The sequence below is a fragment of the Burkholderia savannae genome (assembly GCF_001524445.2).
GTDB classification, from domain to species: domain Bacteria; phylum Pseudomonadota; class Gammaproteobacteria; order Burkholderiales; family Burkholderiaceae; genus Burkholderia; species Burkholderia savannae.
Genome location: NZ_CP013417.1, coordinates 3,056,629 through 3,072,156, shown reverse-complemented (window position 1 = coordinate 3,072,156; position 15,528 = coordinate 3,056,629). Strand labels below are relative to the sequence as shown.

Below are 15,528 nucleotides of genomic sequence, written 5' to 3'. Positions count from 1 at the left end.
CACCGATCCACCGATCCGACCACCGGCGACGATTTGCGTGCCGCAATCGGCCGATCGGGTGGTCGATGCAATCCGATCACGCGGAAAAGAGGGCCCACCCCGCGACGCAAGCGCCGATCACCACGATCCAAGGCGGCACGCGCCAGAACGTGAGCGCGACGAACGCGACGAGCGCGGCGACGAAGTCGCGCGGCGCGAGGATCGCGCCCGTCCACACCGGCTGATAGAGCGCGGCGAGCAGCAGCCCGACGACGGCCGCGTTGACGCCCGCGAGCGCCGCCTGCATCCGCGCGTTCTTTCGCCAGCGCTCCCAGAACGGAATCGCGCCCGCCACGAGCAGGAACGACGGCGCGAAGATCGCGACGAGTGCGAGCGCGCCGCCGAGCCAGCCCGACGGCGCATCCTTCATCGACGCGCCGAGAAACGCGGCGAACGTGAAGAGCGGGCCGGGCACGGCCTGCGCGGCGCCGTAGCCCGCGAGAAACGTCTGGCCGCCGACCCAGCCGGGCGCGACGACCGACGCCTGCAGCAGCGGCAGCACGACGTGCCCGCCGCCGAACACGAGTGCACCCGCGCGATAGAACGCATCGACGATCGCGAGCGCGTGGCTGCCCGACGCGCGCGCGGCGAGCGGCAGGCCGATCAGGAGCGCGCCGAACAGCGCGAGCAAGCATGCGCCCGTGCGGCGGCGCAGCGCGATCGGCAGCGGATCGTGCGCGCCGTCGCGCGCGGGATCGACGTGCAGCAGCCCCGCGCAGCCCGCGGCCGCGATGACGGCGAGCTGCGTCCACGTCGACGGCGCGACGAGCGCCGCGCCCGTCGCGATCGTCATGATCGTCACGCGCCGCGCGTCGGGGCACAGATTGCGCGCCATGCCCCAGACCGCCTGCGCGACGACGGCCGCCGACACGATCTTCAGCCCGTGCAGCGCGCCCGGCGCGAGCGCATGGCCGGTCGCGCCGGCCATGCCGTAGGCGAACGCGATCATCGCGAGCGCGGACGGCAGCGTGAAGCCGGCCCACGCGGCGAACGCGCCGGCGTAGCCCGCGCGCGACAGGCCGATCGCGATGCCGACCTGGCTGCTCGCGGGGCCGGGCAGGAATTGGCAGAGGCCGACGAGGTCTGCGTAGCTGCGCTCGCCGAGCCAGCGCCGCCGCACGACGAATTCGTCGCGGAAATAGCCGAGGTGGGCGATCGGACCGCCGAACGACGTGAGGCCGAGGCGCAGGAACGCGACGAAGACGGGCCAGGCGCGGCCGGGGGCGGAGCGGGATGCGTGCATACGGTGGCGGTCGGGCGTGCGGACGGAGGGCGATACGCGATGATAGCGGACGCGCAGGGAGCGCCGCACGGGTGCGCGGATTCCGATCCTGCCGCCGCTGTTTGCGGCTACGGCTGGCCGCGCGAGGCGCGCGCGCGGCTCGCGTCGTCGGTGTCGTTCGCGTTTTCCGCGTCGTTCGTGTTGCTTGCGTCTTTCGCGTCTTTCGCGGCGTCCGCGTTATCCGTGACGTCCGCGTCGCCGGACGCCCGTGCATCGCCTGGCCGCCGCGCGCCGCCGCGCGCGCCATCGCCGGCGTTCCCCGCGTCGCCCACGCCGCGCGCGCCGCCTTCCGCGCGATCCGCCGCGCCGCTCGCCGCCCATAGCGCGTCCAGGTCGATGATCTCGATTTCGCCGACGTGCAGCTTCACGACGCCGCGCGCCGCGAGATCCTTGAGCAGCTGGTTCGCGGTTTGCCGCGACAGCGACAGCATCGCGCCGAGCCGCTCCTGCGACAGCCTGATGCGCCGATGCCGCGCGCTGATCCCGCCGTAGCCTTCGGCGATCATCAGCAGCCGCGCCGCGAGCCGCTGCGCGGCGGGCAGCAGCGTGAGCGCCTCGACGTTCAGGAACGACATGCGCAGCTTCTGCGCCATCAGAAGCGCAAAATGTCGCCAGTAGCGCGGCGTGTCGTCGAGCAATTGCTGCAGCGCAGCTTGCGGGATGTGCAGGAGCAGCGCGTCCTCGAGCGCGATCGCGTCGTGCGTGCGCGGCAGTTCGTCGAAGAGCGCGATTTCGCCGAACCACGTCGTCGGCCCGGCGACGGTGAGAAGCGCCTCCCTGCCGCTCGCGTCGACGGCGCCCACCGACAGCGCGCCGCCCAGCACCGCGTAGAGCCCGCACGGCGCGTCGCCGCGGCGGAACAGGACCTGGCCTGCCGCGAGCCGGCGCGGCGTCGCGGCCGCGGCGAGCGCATCGCGCAGCTCGGCGGGCAGCGCGCCGAACCACGGATGCGCGTCGAGCTGGGAGCGGTAGGGTTCGAGGAGCGGATGCATCGGCCGTGGGGGTGTCGGGTAGCTGACAGAGAAATCGTCGCGTGACGGGCATGATAGCGCTCACTCGCAACCGGCATCGAACATCAGGCGTCAGGAGGAGACACGATGAGAACCTTGGTCGATCAACTCGCGCAGTACGCGGCCTATCATCGCGACGCGCGCAACATCGCGACGCATCTCGTCGGCATTCCGATGATCGTCGTCGCGGTGACCGTGCTGCTGTCGCGGCCGGCGTTCGCCGCGTGGGGCGCGCTTGCGCTCACGCCCGCGGCGCTCGTCGCGCTCGCGGCGGCGATCTTCTATCTGCGGCTCGACCTGCGCTTCGGCGCCGCGATGGCCGTGCTGCTCGCGCTGAGCCTCTGGGCCGGCCGCGCGCTCGCCGCGCAGACGACCGCGCTCTGGCTCGGCGCGGGTCTCGGGCTCTTTTTCGTCGGTTGGGTGATCCAGTTCGTCGGCCATTACTTCGAGGGGCGCAAGCCCGCGTTCGTCGACGATCTGGTCGGGCTCATCGTCGGGCCGCTGTTCGTCGTCGCGGAAGTCGCGTTTTTCGTCGGGCTGCGCGGCGAAGTGCGCGACGAGATCGAGCGGCGCGTCGGGACGGTGCGCGCCGGCGCGCGCAATGCGCGCGTCTGATTCGCGTCGATGGCGACGATCTGCATCTACGGCGCGGGCGCGGTCGGCTGCTACATCGGCGGTCGGCTGCTCGCGGGCGGCGCGGACGTCGCGCTGATCGGCCGCGAGCGGATCGGTGCCGAATTGCGCGCGCACGGTCTTGCGCTGTCCGATTATCGCGGCCGTGACGCGCGCGTGCCGCCTTCCGCGATCGCGTTCTCGACCGTCGATGCCGACGCGGATGCGAACGCTAACGCAGACCTTAGCGCCAGCGCCAACGCCAGCACCAACGCCAGCACCAACGCCAGCGCCAGCGCCAACACCAACGTTGCCGCGGCCGCCGAGCTCGTGCTCGTGACGGTGAAATCGGCGGCGACCCCTGCCGTCGCCGCCGCGCTCGCGCGCGTCGTGCGGCCTGGCGCGATCGTCGTCAGCTTCCAGAACGGCGTGCGCAACGCGGACGCGCTGCGCGCCGCGCTGCCTGGCGCGACCGTGCTCGCCGGCATGGTGCCGTTCAACGTGATCGCGCGCGGCGCGGGCGGTTTTCATCAAGGTTCGGCGGGCGAGCTGCAAGTCGAGGCCGCGCCCGCGCTGCAACGTTTCGCCGGCGCGTTCGAGCGCGCGGGGCTGCCGCTCGTGCCGCGCGCGGACATGCGCGCCGTCCAGTGGGCGAAGCTGCTGCTCAATCTCAACAACGCGATCAACGCGCTCGCGAACCGGCCGCTGAAGGAAGAGCTTGCCGCGCGCGGCTATCGGCGCTGCCTCGCGCTCGCGCAGACGGAGGCGCTGCGGCTGCTGTCGGCGGCGGGAATCCGCCCGGCGCGGCTCACGCCGCTGCCCGCCGCGTGGGTGCCGCGATTCCTGAGCGTGCCGGACGCGTGGTTCGCGCGGCTTGGCCGGCAGATGCTCGAGATCGATCCGCTCGCGCGCTCGTCGATGTCGGACGACCTGGCCGCGGGGCGGGCGACCGAGGTCGACTGGATCAACGGCGAGATCGTGCATCTTGCGCAGCGGCTCGGGCGCGCGGCGCCCGTCAACGCGCGCCTGTGCGCGCTCGTGCACGAGGCTGAGCGGGCGCAGGCGCGGCCGGCGTGGGGCGGTGATGCGCTCTATGCCGACTTGCGCGCGGCGGCGCGGGCGGGGTAGCACGGCTACGGCTGCGGCGCAGGACGGGGCGGTGCGAGGACGCTCGCGCGTGGTGCCGCGCGGTTGTCGGAACGCGGCGCTTCGATTGCGTCGCGCCGCGCGGTTCGATGCGGCGATGACCGGCCGCCCGTGATTCGTTCGATCGCCGGTTCGGCGACGGCCGATAGGGCATCGTCGAAGATCGGATGTTGATCGCCGGCGCAGTCGATTTATCATGCTGGCCGACAGGCGACAGGCGACAGGCGACAGGCGACAGGCGACAGGCGACAGGCGACAGGCGACAGGCGACAGGCGACAGGCGACAGGCGACAGGCGACAGGCGACAGGCGACAGGCGACAGGCGACAGGCGACAGGCGACAGGCGACAGGCGACAGCCGACAGAGTGGAGGCAACAGCCGGTGCTCAATGGTCGACGGCTTCTGGCTCGTCGGCGGCTATCGCATCACGGCCGTCCCGGGCGGATCTCTTGCCGTTCATGCACGCGACCGAGTGCATCGGCCGGGGCGGCCGACGCCACCAACATCAACGCCAACGCCACTTTCGAAGTCGAAGTCCACATCCGCACCAACGCAATCGACACCAACCGCCGCAACGCGCGGCGAGCCGCGCCCGCGTGCCGAATCTCGTAGTCGCCGCATCGACGCCATCGTCGCCGCGCCTCTCGCCTGCGCGACGTCCGCATGCGCGAAGCGCCCGCGGCGATTACCATGACGCGAGCGCGCGCCCGCGCCCCGCGAGCCGATGCGCAGCCGCCCGCCGAGGAGACGACGATGGACCGCACGACGCTCGACGCGTACGACCGCCACGCGGCCGACTACGCACGCGAATGGGCCGAACAACCCGCGCCCGACGACATGTACGCGCTCCTCGAGCGCTACTTCGAACCCGGGTCGACCGTCGACATCGGCTGCGGCGCGGGCCGCGACGTCGCGTGGCTCGCGAGCCGCGGCTTCGATGCATGCGGCTACGACGGCAGCGCGTCGCTCGTCGCCGAAGCGCGGCGCGGCCACCCGGCGCTGCGCTTCGAGCAGGCGCTGCTGCCCGCGCTCGCGGGCGTGCCGTCCGGCGCGTTCCGCAACGTGCTATGCGAGACGGTGATCATGCATCTGCCGAGCCAGGACGTCGACGCCGCGCTCGCGCGGCTCGTCGAGCTGCTCGCGCCGGGCGGCACGCTGTATCTGAGCTGGCGCGTGGCGTCGGACGGCGCGCAGCGCGACGGGCGCGGTCGCCTCTACGCGGTCGTCGAGCCCGCGCGCGTGCACGCGGCGCTCGGCGACGCATGCGACGTGCTGTTCGAACAGGAAAAGGTGAGCGAGTCGTCCGGCAAGTGCGTGCGCCGGCTCGTCGTCAGAAAGCGCGCTCGCGCGGCCGGCTGAACGTCGCGTCGTGCGCGCGAACGGCGCAGCGACGCGCGGCCAGGAGCGAAGCGGCGGCGGGCGAGCGCCCGTCCCGGTCTAGTCGCGGTGCGCGGCCGCTTCCCAGTTGACGTCGACGCACAGCACCTGCATGCCTTGCGCGGCGGGCGTCGCGATCGACGCCGTCACGCACAGGTGCGCTTCGTTGATCGACAGATAGGGCGGCGTGAAGTGCACGCGCCCCGGCACGCGCATCGCCTCGATGAAGTACGGCCGCCGTTCCCAGCTCGCGCCTTCCGAATGCAGCAGCGGGCTGAAGCGCTTTGCGCGTTGCGACGCATGCACGTGCGGCAGCACGTTGTCGCCGATCTGTCGGCCCGACGCGTCGAGCAGGAAGCAGCGCGCGGCCTCCGGCAGTTCGAGCAGTTCCTTCGACGCTTCGGTCAGGTCGCGGCCTTCGCGCAACAGCGCGCTCGCCTGCAGCAGCGCGGCGACGTACGGCGCGAGGCGCGCGTCCTGCGCGCGCGAACGCTCGGCGACGCGCAGCCGCAGCGCGGCCGACAGCGTATCCATGATCGACGCCGCGACCTGCGGCTGCACCGGCTCGACGCTCGGCCCGGCGAAGTACTGCCCTTGCACGAAATCGACGTCGCATTCGAGCGCGATGAGCGCCTCGCGCTCGGTCGTGATCCCGCCCATCAGCACGAGCTGCCCCGATTCGTGCAGCAGCGACACGAGGCCGGGCAGCACGCGCTCGAGGTGCGAATGCTCGCTCGCCTGCGCGAGGATGCCGCGATCGAGCGTGACGATGTCCGGATGCAGGTGCCAGACGCGGTCGATGTTCGAATGCTTCGCGCCGAAGCCGCCGAGCGCGATCAGAAAGCCCGCCTTGCGCAGCCCGTCGACGATCGCCGCGAAGCGCGGCGTCTCGCCGCCCGCCTGCTCGGGCACTTCGAGCACGACGCGCTGCGCAGGCAGGCCGAGCGCCTTCAGGTTCGCGAGGAGCGCGTCGCCGTAGACGGTGTCCATCAGCGCGGCCGGATGCAGGCTCAGGAAGAGCCATTCGTCGTGGCTGTCGAACGTGTGGAAATTGCCGAGATGCAGCGATTCGGCGAGGCGGCCGAGTTCGAGCAGATCGCCGCGGCGCGCGGCCTGCGTGAACACCTCGTGCGACGGCACCTGGTTGCCGTGCGCGTCGTGCGCGCGCAGCGACGCGTGGTAGCCGATCGCGCGGCGATGCGACACCGAGAACACCGGCTGGAACACGCTGAATACGGTGTAGTCGCCGTACAGCACGGTGCGCCGGTTGCCGTCGTCGCCCGCGATCGGGCGCGGCGACTGGAAGCTGGGGGGATCGATGTCGATCATGCTCATGATTCGGCTGCTTGAGAACCGTCAGTTTACCTACAGAATAGGCGAGCAAGAACTGTGCGCAAAAAGGCGCTCCGGCGTGCCGCAGCATCGCGCGCCGAGCGGGGGGCGTGCACCCGTGTGGTGCGCGGCGCTTCGCGATGGCGCGAAAGCCGGGCGCGCGGCCCCTGGGGCGATTCGCGGCGGCGTCGCGATGGGCCGGTGGACGGGCGGCGACGCGCGTCGCGGCGGGTTGCGCTGCGACAATCGGACGCTCGGATGCGTAACGGCTTGTTCGCTCAGAGGTTCGGACGCTCGGACGCGAACGCGAACGCGTTCGCGGCGCGCATGCGTGGCGTGCGAAGCGGCGCACCGAAGCGGCCGCGCACCTTTCGCGACCGTCGCGCGCGCAAACGCCCGCGCGCCGCGCTCCCCGCCGCTCGTGCGCCGTGCGCCGCCTCCGCCATGCCGGTTGCACGTTCGTCGGTCGCGGCGGCGGCCGCGTTCGCGTCACGCGCGCTCGGACGGGTCGGTCTTGCGCCGAGCGGCGCCGCGCACGTCGGGGGACAGTTGCGCGAAGATCCACGCGGACGCGGCGGTGATGATGCCGACGCAGATGAACGTTGCGTGAAACGCGGGCAGCGAGTGCGTCGGCGTGACGCTTCGCATCATGCCGGTGAATGTCGCGAGGAGCGCGCCCGCGACCGTCACGCCGAGACTCATCGACAGCATCTGCACGAGCGAGAACAGGCTGTTGCCGCTGCTCGCGCCGCCCGTGCCGAGATCCTTCAGCGTGAGCGTGTTCATCGCGGTGAACTGCATCGAGTTGAAGCCGCCGAACAGGGCGAGCTGCGCGATCTTGAGCCAGGCCGGCATCGCGTCGCTCATCAGCGCGAAGCTCGCCATCATCAGCCCGACCATGATCGTGTTCGCGAGCAGCACTTTGCGATAGCCGTGCCGCGTGATGAGCACCGTGATGATCCGCTTCGAGAACATCCCCGCGGCCGCGACGGGCAGCATCATCAGGCCCGCTTCGAACGCGCCGTAGCCGAGGCTCACCTGCAGCAGCAGCGGAATCAGATACGGCATCGCGCCGCTGCCGATGCGCGCGAACAGGTTGCCGAGCAGGCCGACGCTGAACGTGTGGATCTTGAAGAGCTCGAGCGAGAAGATCGGCTGCGGCGCGCGCACCGCGTAGAGGCCATACGCGACGAAGCACGCGAGGCTCAGGATCAGCAGCACGAGCACCATCGCGTGCTGCATGCCGAGGTCGGCGAGGCCGTCGAGCGACATCGAGATCGCGATCATCCCGATCGTCAGCAGCAGATAGCCTTTCAGGTCGAAGCGGCCCGCGGCCGGATTGCGCGCGTCGGGCATCGAGTAGAACGTCGCGATGCAGCTCGCGATGCCGACCGGCACGTTGATGAGGAAGATCCAGTGCCACGATGCGATCTTCACGAGCCAGCCGCCGAGCGTCGGCCCGATCAGCGGGCCGATCAGGCCCGGAATCGCGACGAACGACAGTGCGGGCAAATAGCGCTCGGCGGGAAACGTGCGCAGCACGGCGAGCCGTCCGACGGGCAGCAGCATCGCGCCGCCGATGCCCTGGATCACGCGGAACGCGACGAGGAGCGGCAGCGTGCGCGCGTTCGCGCACAGGAGCGAGCCGAGCGTGAAGATCAGGATCGCGCTGAAGAACACGCGGCGCGTGCCGAGCGTATCGGCAAGCCAGCCGGATACCGGGATCATCACGGCCATCGTCAGCGAGTACGCGATCACGACCGACTGCATCCGCAGCGGCGATTCGCCGAGGCTCGCCGCCATCGACGGCAGCGCGGTGTTGACGATCGTCGCGTCGAGGGTCTGCATGAAGAAGCCGGTGGCGACGAGCCACAGCATCACGGTCAGCGATTTTTCGCTCGGGGAGACGGCGGGCGGGGCTTGGAACATGAAAGCGAGGCGCGGCGGGCGCGTTCGGGGCGGGCAGCCGACATTGTAGGGAAAGCCGGCGATGCGTGCAGTAACGGGGGCGGTGCGCGAGATCGCCGCGCCCGCGGCCTTGCACGAAGACGGCCGCGGGCGCGGCGAAGGGCAGCAGCGCGAGCGCGCGCTCGAGCGGCGGGCGATCGCGCCATGGATCGATCGCGCCGTGCCAGCGCGCCGCGTCGAACGACGGCGCGGCGAAGGGCGCCGCCTGCACGCGCGCGAGCGGGCAGTCCCACAGCAGCGCGGCGGCCTCCTCGAGCGTCGCCGTCGTCGCGAGCGCGATCGCATCGCGGCCGCGATAGTTGAGCGCGACGTCCGCGATCTGCGTGGTCCGCGATTCGAGAACGGGCACGCCCCAGTCGAGCGTGCGCTCGGCGGCGTTGCCCGCGCGCTTAGCGTCCGCGCGGCGGCGCGCGAGCAGGCGAACCTCGTTCGCGCCGTAATAGCGGCGCTTGCTCGCGCCGTCGGCGCGCGAGCGCAGCAGGCCGCGGCTCACATATATGCGTAGAGGGTCGTCACGCTGACGCCGAGCAGTCGCGCGGCTTCGATCGCGCTCAAGCGGGGCATGTCGGCAGTTCTTCGTGTCGAAGAGCGCACGTTCGGGCGCGGTGCGCGCCGACGCTCGCGTGGCGGCCGCGCGCCGCGCATGGATGCGCGCATTCGGGATTGAATGCGCGTGCACGCAATTCTAGACTCGTTTGCATGCACACCACGACGAGGCCGCTGCGATGAATCCCCGGCGCGCATTGACGCATCTGTGGCATCTCGCGGACGGCGATCCGGCCGCGCTCGAACGCGTGGATCTCGACGGCGACGATCCGTGCCTGCCGTCGGCGCATCGAATCGGCGCGCTCGCGGCGGCGTCGATCGCGGCGGCGGGGCTTGCCGCCGCCGAATGCGATCGCTTGCGAACGGGGCGCGCACAGCGGGTTCGCGTGTCGGTGCGGCATGCGCTCGCGGCGTTTCGCAGCGAACGGTATCTGCGCGTCGACGGCCGCGCGCCGCCCGAGCCGAGGCATCCCGTCACCGGTTTCTACGAGACGCGCGACGCGCGCTGGATTCAACTGCACGCGAATTTCCCGCATCACCTGCAAGGCGTGCTCGACGTGCTCGGCTGCGGCGGCGAACGCGCGCAGGTCGCGGCCGCGATTCGCGGTTGGGACGGCGACGCGCTCGATGCCGCGCTCGCCGACGCAGGGTGGTGCGCGGCGCTGATACGGTCTCCCGAAGAATGGCGCGCGCACGAGCAGGCGCGGGCGCTCGCGTGTGAGCCGCTCTTCGAGATCGAACGCACGGGCGACGCGCCGCCGCGGCCGATCGGCGCGGGCGCGGCCGGGCAGCCGCTTTCCGGCGTGCGCGCGCTCGATCTGACGCGAATCATCGCGGGGCCGGTCGCGGGGCGCACGCTCGCCGCGCACGGCGCGCAGGCGCTCGTTGTCACCGGCCCGCATCTGCCGAACATTCCCGCGTTCGCGATCGACAACGGTCGCGGCAAGCGCGCGGCGTTCGTGGATCTGCGCGACGCGGCGGGCTGCGCGACGCTCGATGCGCTCGCGTCGCAAGCGGACGTGTTCGTGCAGTCGTACCGGCCCGGCGCGCTCGATGCGCGCGGCTTCGGCGCGCGCGATCTCGCGAGGCGGCATCCGGGCATCGTCTGCGTATCGGTGTGCGCATACGGCTACGGCGGCCCGTGGGCGTCGCGTCGCGGCTTCGACAGTCTCGTGCAGTCGGCGAGCGGCATCGCGTGGGTCGAGCGGCAAGCGGCGGGCGGGCGCGTGCCGAGGCCATTGCCGTGTCAGGCGCTCGATCACGCGACCGGCTATCTCGCCGCGTTCGGCGCGATGACGGCGCTCGTGCGTCGCGCGCGCGAGGGCGGCAGCTGGCACGTGCGCGTGTCGCTCGCGCAGACGGGGCGATGGCTGCAATCGTTCGGCATCGTCGAGGGCGGCGAGCGCATGCGCGACACGACGCTCGACGACGTTCAGGACTGCCTCGACGACGCGCTCGCGTCGCCGTTCGGCGCGGTGCGCGGGGTGCGGCACGCGGAGACGCTGTCGGCGACGCCGCCGCGCTTTTCGCGCGGGCCCGTGCCGCCCGGCAGCGACGCGCCGCGCTGGCTGCCGTGACGCGTGCTTGCGGCGCGCGGCCTACTTGCGCAGCTCGACGACGAAATCGTAATAATCGTTTCGACAGTAAGTGTCGGTGAGCTCGATTGCGCGCTGATCGTGCGTGAAGCCGATCCGCGTGATGAGAAGGAGCGCGTCGTGCGGCGCGATGCCCATCTGCCGCGCGATCTCGTCGGTCGCGTTGACCGCGCGAAAGTGCTGCAGCGCGCGCACGATCGGCGTGCCGCGCTGTTCGAGATAGCTGTACAGCGAATCGCCGATCGCCTGCGGGTCGGGGACGATCGTTGCGGGAAACGTCGAGTTCTCGACCGCCATCACGATGCCGTCCGCGAGCCGCAGGCGCTTCAGGCGCGTGACCGACGCGGCGGGCGACAGCCCGAGCTGGATCACCTCGTCGCGGTTCGCGGGCTGGATCTCGCGCGAAAGCCACGTCGAGCTCGGCGTGAAGCCGCGGCGCTTGAGCATCTCGCTGAAGCTCGACAGCCGCGACAGCGGATCTTCGTAGCGCGGCTGGATGAAGTTGCCCGCGCCTTGCGTGCGCCGGATCAGCCCTTGCTCGACGAGGAGCGCGATCGCCTTGCGCGCGGTGATCCGCGACACGCCGAGCGACTCCGCGAGCAATCGCTCCGACGGCAGCGCTTCGCCCGCGGCCCAGCGGTTGTCGTGAATCGCGTCGCCCAGCTTGCGGGCGAGTTGCAGGTAGAGCGGCGTGTCGTTGTCGGGGTCGGGGCGCAGGTCGGACCAGCGGTCTTCCGTCGATGGCTTCATGGAGTGGACGTAGAAAACAGTGCGGCCATTCTAAGACATCGCGTGCCGCGGTTATACCCGGTTTTTGCGCCGAACGCCGTCCGAGGCCGCGCGAGTCGCTACACTGACGAATCACTCGCGGGCCGCGCGCGACGCGCACCGCATCCGAACCTGTGACGAGGAACGATATGGCCAGCATGCTCGACACCGTCGCGTTGCCCGGAGGAGAACGCATACCGAAGCTCGGGCAGGGCACCTGGGAAATGGGCGAGCGGCCCGCGACGCGCGCGGCCGAAATCGCCGCGCTGCGCGAAGGCGTCGAGCTCGGGATGACGCTCATCGACACCGCGGAAATGTACGGCGACGGCGCGACCGAGACGCTCGTCGGCGAAGCACTCGCCGGCGCGCGCGATGCGCTGTTCATCGTGAGCAAGGTCCTGCCGCATCACGCGAGCCGCGCGGGCGTTGTCGCCGCGTGCGACGCGAGCCTGAAGCGCCTGCGCACGGATCGCGTCGATCTGTATCTGCTGCACTGGCGCGGCGCGATTCCGCTCGCCGAGACGATCGCGGGCTTCGAGGCGTTGCGCGACGCGGGCAAGATCCGCCACTGGGGCGTCAGCAATTTCGACGTCGACGACATGGAAGCGCTCGCCGCCGAGGCGGGCGGCGGCGTCTGCGCGACGAATCAGATCCTCTACAACCTCGCGCGCCGAGGCCCCGAGTTCGATCTGCTGCCGTGGCTCGCGCGCCGCGAGATGCCGGCGATGGCGTACAGCCCGATCGATCACATGCGCCTTCCGAAGCGCACCGCGCTCGACGACATCGCGCGCGGGCGTGGCGTATCGCCGATGCGCGTCGCGCTCGCGTGGGTGCTTAGGCAACCGAACGTTCTGGCGATTCCGAAGGCAGGCAGCGTCGAGCATGTGCGCGACAATCGCGCGGCGCTCGACCTCGCGCTCGACGAAGAGGAGCTCGCGCGGCTCGACGCGCACTTCAAGCCGCCGCGCGGCAAGCGGCCGCTCGAAATGCTGTAGCCGCGCAGCGCACGTCGCGCAGACGCGATCGATGCGGGCGGGCGGCGGCTCGCGCAGTGCGTGGGCCGCGCGGCGCGCCTGACCGATCGGATCGCCCGCCCGCGGGCGGGTAACGGAAAGCTCGTCCGTTGTTGGACGGGTTTTCGTCTCATGGGCCGCACAGCGCCATGTTCGCCGCCGGGGCATGAGCTGTTTCGACGCGGCAGACATCGAGAACTCGTCGACGACGCATGGGGTGCGGCAGGCGCGACCCAACAGATTCTCTACAACATTGCGCGCGCGCGGATCGGAAATCGACCTGTCGCCGCGGCTCGTGGTGCGTCGGATGTTATCGATGCCGTATCGTCCGATCGACCACGCGCGCCGCGCCTGCCGAAGCGTTCGTTGCTGGACGAGATTGCGTGGGTGCGCCGCGCGCTCATATGGTGCCCGTCCAGCCTGGCGCGTTCGCGGCCACGACGGCGGCAGTGATCGAGCGCGCGCGAGAACCGCGCCGCGCTCGATACCGTATCGTGCGATGACGAATGGCGCGCGGCTCGGCGCGCACCTTCGCCCACTGCGCGGCACGTGCGCTCGCGGCGCTTTGACCTGAGCGCCGCCGCAGGTCAGTGGCCGTTCCCGTGGCCGCCGTTGCCGCCGCCGCCATTGCCATGGCCGCCGCTGCTGCCGCCGTTGCCGCTGCCGCCGGCACTGCTGCCACCGTTGCCATGGCCGCCGTTGCTGCTGCCATTGCCGTTGCCAACGCCGTTGGCACCACCATTGCCGGCGCCACCACTGCCGTTGCCATTGCCGTTGCTGCCACCGTTGCCATGACCGCCACCGTTGCCGGTGCCGCCGTTGCCGTTGCTGCCGCCGTTGCCGTTACCACCGGCATTGCTGCCACCGTTGCCGTGGCCGCCGTTGCTGCCGCCATTGCCGCCACCGTTACCGGTGCCGCCATTGCCGTTGCTGCCGCCGTTGCCGTTACCACCGGCACTGCTGCCACCGTTGCCGTGGCCGCCGTTGCTGCCGCCATTGCCGCCACCGTTACCGGTGCCGCCATTGCCGTTGCTGCCGCCGTTGCCGTTACCACCGACACTGCTGCCACCGTTGCCGTGGCCGCCGTTGCTGCCGCCATTGCCGCCACCGTTACCGGTGCCGCCATTGCCGTTGCTGCCGCCGTTGCCGTTACCACCGGCACTGCTGCCACCGTTGCCATGGCCGCCGTTGCTGCCGCCATTGCCGCCACCGTTACCGGTGCCGCCGTTGCCACCATTGGCGGCACCACCACTGCCATTGCCGTTGCTTCCGCCGTTACCGTGACCACCACCGTTGCCACCGCCACCGCCATTGCCTCCGTTGCCGCCGCCGTTGGCACCACCGTTACCGGCACCGCCATTGCCGCCGCTACCTTGACTGCCACCGCTATTTCCGCCGCCGTTGCCGTGACCCCCACCGCTGTCGCCGCCGCTACCGCCGCTGTGTCCACCATGGCCACTGCTCGACGTGCCGCCGCTCGAAGTGCCTCCACCCGAAGTACCGCCACTCGAAGTGCCGCCGCCCGAAGCACCGCCGTTCGAGGTGCCGCTGCCCGACGCGCCGCCGCTTGAAGTACCGCCACTCGAAGTACCGCCACTCGAAGTACCGCCACCCGAAGTACCGCCACTCGAAGTGCCGCCACTCGAAGTGCCGCCACTCGAAGTGCCGCTACCCGAAGTGCCGCTACCCGAAGTGCCGCCGCCCGAAGCACCGCCGTTCGAGGTGCCGCTGCCCGACGTGCCGCCGCTTGAAGTGCCGCCACCCGAAGCGCCGCCACCCGAAGTGCCGCCGTTCGAGGTGCCGCTGCCCGACGTGCCTCCACCCGAAGTACCGCCACCCGAAGCGCCGCCACCCGAAGCACCGCTACCCGAAGCACCGCCGTTCGAGGTGCCGCTGCCCGAAGTGCCTCCACCCGAAGTGCCGCCGCCCGAAGCACCGCCGTTCGAGGTGCCGCCGCCCGAAGTGCCGCCACCCGCAGCACCACCACCCGCAGCACCACCACCCGACGTACCACCACCCGAATGTCCGCCGCCGGCGTTGCCGATGCCCGATGCGTTGCCCGCGGAGTTACCGCTGCCGCGGCCCGTGCCGGTCGTGCCGCCGGAGGTCGAACCTGTCGTCGCGCCGCCCCCGATGCCAGCCGGCCCGACGGCGCCATCCCCGTTGTTTCCATTGCCGCCGCTTCCACGGCCATTGCCCGGGCTGCCGCCGGTTCCGATTCCGTGCTCGCCGTTGCCCCCCGCGCCGTTGGCGAGATGAAGCACGGATTCGCACGCTGCCGGATCGGCGGAGCAGGGCGACGCCAGTTCCGCCGGCGGCATCGCGACGTCCGCATTGGCGGACACATCCGGCGCGCCGGCCTGCGTCGCGTTTTGCGCAACCGGCAACGGTGCGGAAAGCGGCGCGTCGTCGCGTGACTGCGCGGCGCTCGGCCCCGCGGGCATGATTTCTTGCGCGAGCGCATACGAGCCGCAGCAGTACGCGAATGCGGCCGCCGCCAGCAAGGTCGCGCGATAGCATCGGCCCGCCGCGCGGTACGGCTGTTTCGTCTTGTGCATCATGGGTCTCCCGAAGCGCGCGGTCCGTGTTGCCGCGCGGTTTTATGCGTGTGTTGCCCGGGGGCCGGAAGATGCGTTGTCGTTTCAGTGGCCGATCTCGTCCGGACTGGTGCGAGACCAGCCGGCCGCGTCGATCGGCACGCGGGCCCGCCGTGCGCGCCCCTCACTGCGATAACCGTGCCATCGGCCGCTCACGCCCATCGAGCAAGGCGTGGGCGCTTCGCGAACGCGGCGCTGAAACATCGGAGAAGCGGTTTTGTTTCCGAAATGAAACGTCGGGAG

10 protein-coding genes and 2 pseudogenes are annotated in these 15,528 nt (G+C 71.1%); 5 read left to right on the top strand and 7 right to left on the bottom strand.

The annotated features are described in order from the left end of the window. Positions 1 to 76 precede the first annotated feature (76 nt). Positions 77 to 1,282 carry a chromate efflux transporter gene (chrA, locus tag WS78_RS15145; RefSeq protein WP_059581466.1) on the bottom strand — a complete coding sequence of 402 codons (1,206 nt, stop codon included), beginning with the start codon at positions 1,280 to 1,282 and terminating at the stop codon, positions 77 to 79. A gap of 284 nt (positions 1,283 to 1,566) precedes the next feature. Continuing rightward, positions 1,567 to 2,313, bottom strand: a pseudogene (locus WS78_RS15140) (Crp/Fnr family transcriptional regulator); the annotation flags it as partial. A gap of 105 nt (positions 2,314 to 2,418) precedes the next feature. Between WS78_RS15140 and WS78_RS15135 the strand changes: the two are divergent. The 3 genes from WS78_RS15135 (at position 2,419) to WS78_RS15120 (ending at position 5,448) form a co-directional block, all read left to right on the top strand. Then, a complete protein-coding gene (locus tag WS78_RS15135) occupies positions 2,419 to 2,946 on the top strand; it encodes an Mpo1 family 2-hydroxy fatty acid dioxygenase (RefSeq protein WP_038752067.1) in 528 nt (175 codons plus the stop codon). Positions 2,947 to 2,955: 9 nt separating this feature from the next. Beyond that, positions 2,956 to 4,071 (top strand): 2-dehydropantoate 2-reductase, encoded by a 1,116-nt coding sequence (locus WS78_RS15130; protein WP_059581469.1) that lies wholly within the window; start codon positions 2,956 to 2,958, stop codon positions 4,069 to 4,071. A gap of 771 nt (positions 4,072 to 4,842) precedes the next feature. Then, positions 4,843 to 5,448, top strand: coding sequence for a class I SAM-dependent methyltransferase (locus WS78_RS15120; protein ID WP_038752145.1), 606 nt, complete (start codon positions 4,843 to 4,845; stop codon positions 5,446 to 5,448). Between the two features lie 78 nt (positions 5,449 to 5,526). On the opposite strand, the gene WS78_RS15115 is transcribed toward WS78_RS15120, so the two are convergent. The 3 genes and pseudogenes from WS78_RS15115 to WS78_RS37595 all read right to left on the bottom strand — a co-directional run. Further along, the gene (locus tag WS78_RS15115; protein ID WP_059581473.1) at positions 5,527 to 6,801 is read right to left on the bottom strand and encodes an EAL domain-containing protein; all 1,275 of its coding nucleotides are present in this window, start codon (positions 6,799 to 6,801) and stop codon (positions 5,527 to 5,529) included. Between the two features lie 486 nt (positions 6,802 to 7,287). Continuing rightward, the gene (gene mdtD / locus WS78_RS15110) at positions 7,288 to 8,727 is read right to left on the bottom strand and encodes a multidrug transporter subunit MdtD (RefSeq protein WP_059581477.1); all 1,440 of its coding nucleotides are present in this window, start codon (positions 8,725 to 8,727) and stop codon (positions 7,288 to 7,290) included. A 120-nt stretch (positions 8,728 to 8,847) separates the two neighbouring features. Beyond that, a pseudogene (locus WS78_RS37595) lies at positions 8,848 to 9,330 on the bottom strand (MerR family DNA-binding transcriptional regulator); the annotation flags it as partial. A gap of 161 nt (positions 9,331 to 9,491) precedes the next feature. On the opposite strand from WS78_RS37595, the gene WS78_RS15100 reads away from it, so the two are divergent. Then, positions 9,492 to 10,889, top strand: a complete 1,398-nt coding sequence (locus WS78_RS15100) for a CoA transferase (protein WP_059581487.1) — start codon at positions 9,492 to 9,494, stop codon at positions 10,887 to 10,889. 21 nt (positions 10,890 to 10,910) lie between these two features. Here WS78_RS15100 and WS78_RS15095 read toward each other — a convergent pair whose 3' ends face one another. After that, positions 10,911 to 11,657, bottom strand: a complete 747-nt coding sequence (locus WS78_RS15095) for a GntR family transcriptional regulator (protein ID WP_038752055.1) — start codon at positions 11,655 to 11,657, stop codon at positions 10,911 to 10,913. Positions 11,658 to 11,824: 167 nt separating this feature from the next. Here WS78_RS15095 and WS78_RS15090 point away from each other — a divergent pair, with 167 nt between their 5' ends. Beyond that, positions 11,825 to 12,670: an aldo/keto reductase gene (locus WS78_RS15090; protein WP_038752052.1), complete on the top strand. Its 846-nt coding sequence runs from the start codon at positions 11,825 to 11,827 to the stop codon at positions 12,668 to 12,670. Positions 12,671 to 13,275: 605 nt separating this feature from the next. Here the strand turns inward: WS78_RS15090 and WS78_RS15085 are convergent. Further along, a complete protein-coding gene (locus WS78_RS15085) occupies positions 13,276 to 15,246 on the bottom strand; it encodes a hypothetical protein (protein ID WP_063889463.1) in 1,971 nt (656 codons plus the stop codon). Between the last annotated feature and the right edge of the window lie 282 nt (positions 15,247 to 15,528).

Excerpts from the sequence above, each read along its gene's own strand:
- chrA (WP_059581466.1), bottom strand. The coding sequence starts at position 1,282 with ATGCACGCATCCCGCTCCGCCCCCGGCCGCGCCTGGCCCGTCTTCGTC.
- WS78_RS15135 (WP_038752067.1), top strand. The coding sequence starts at position 2,419 with ATGAGAACCTTGGTCGATCAACTCGCGCAGTACGCGGCCTATCATCGC.
- WS78_RS15130 (WP_059581469.1), top strand. The coding sequence starts at position 2,956 with ATGGCGACGATCTGCATCTACGGCGCGGGCGCGGTCGGCTGCTACATC.
- WS78_RS15120 (WP_038752145.1), top strand. The coding sequence starts at position 4,843 with ATGGACCGCACGACGCTCGACGCGTACGACCGCCACGCGGCCGACTAC.
- WS78_RS15115 (WP_059581473.1), bottom strand. The coding sequence starts at position 6,801 with ATGAGCATGATCGACATCGATCCCCCCAGCTTCCAGTCGCCGCGCCCG.
- mdtD (WP_059581477.1), bottom strand. The coding sequence starts at position 8,727 with ATGTTCCAAGCCCCGCCCGCCGTCTCCCCGAGCGAAAAATCGCTGACC.
- WS78_RS15100 (WP_059581487.1), top strand. The coding sequence starts at position 9,492 with ATGAATCCCCGGCGCGCATTGACGCATCTGTGGCATCTCGCGGACGGC.
- WS78_RS15095 (WP_038752055.1), bottom strand. The coding sequence starts at position 11,657 with ATGAAGCCATCGACGGAAGACCGCTGGTCCGACCTGCGCCCCGACCCC.
- WS78_RS15090 (WP_038752052.1), top strand. The coding sequence starts at position 11,825 with ATGGCCAGCATGCTCGACACCGTCGCGTTGCCCGGAGGAGAACGCATA.
- WS78_RS15085 (WP_063889463.1), bottom strand. The coding sequence starts at position 15,246 with ATGCACAAGACGAAACAGCCGTACCGCGCGGCGGGCCGATGCTATCGC.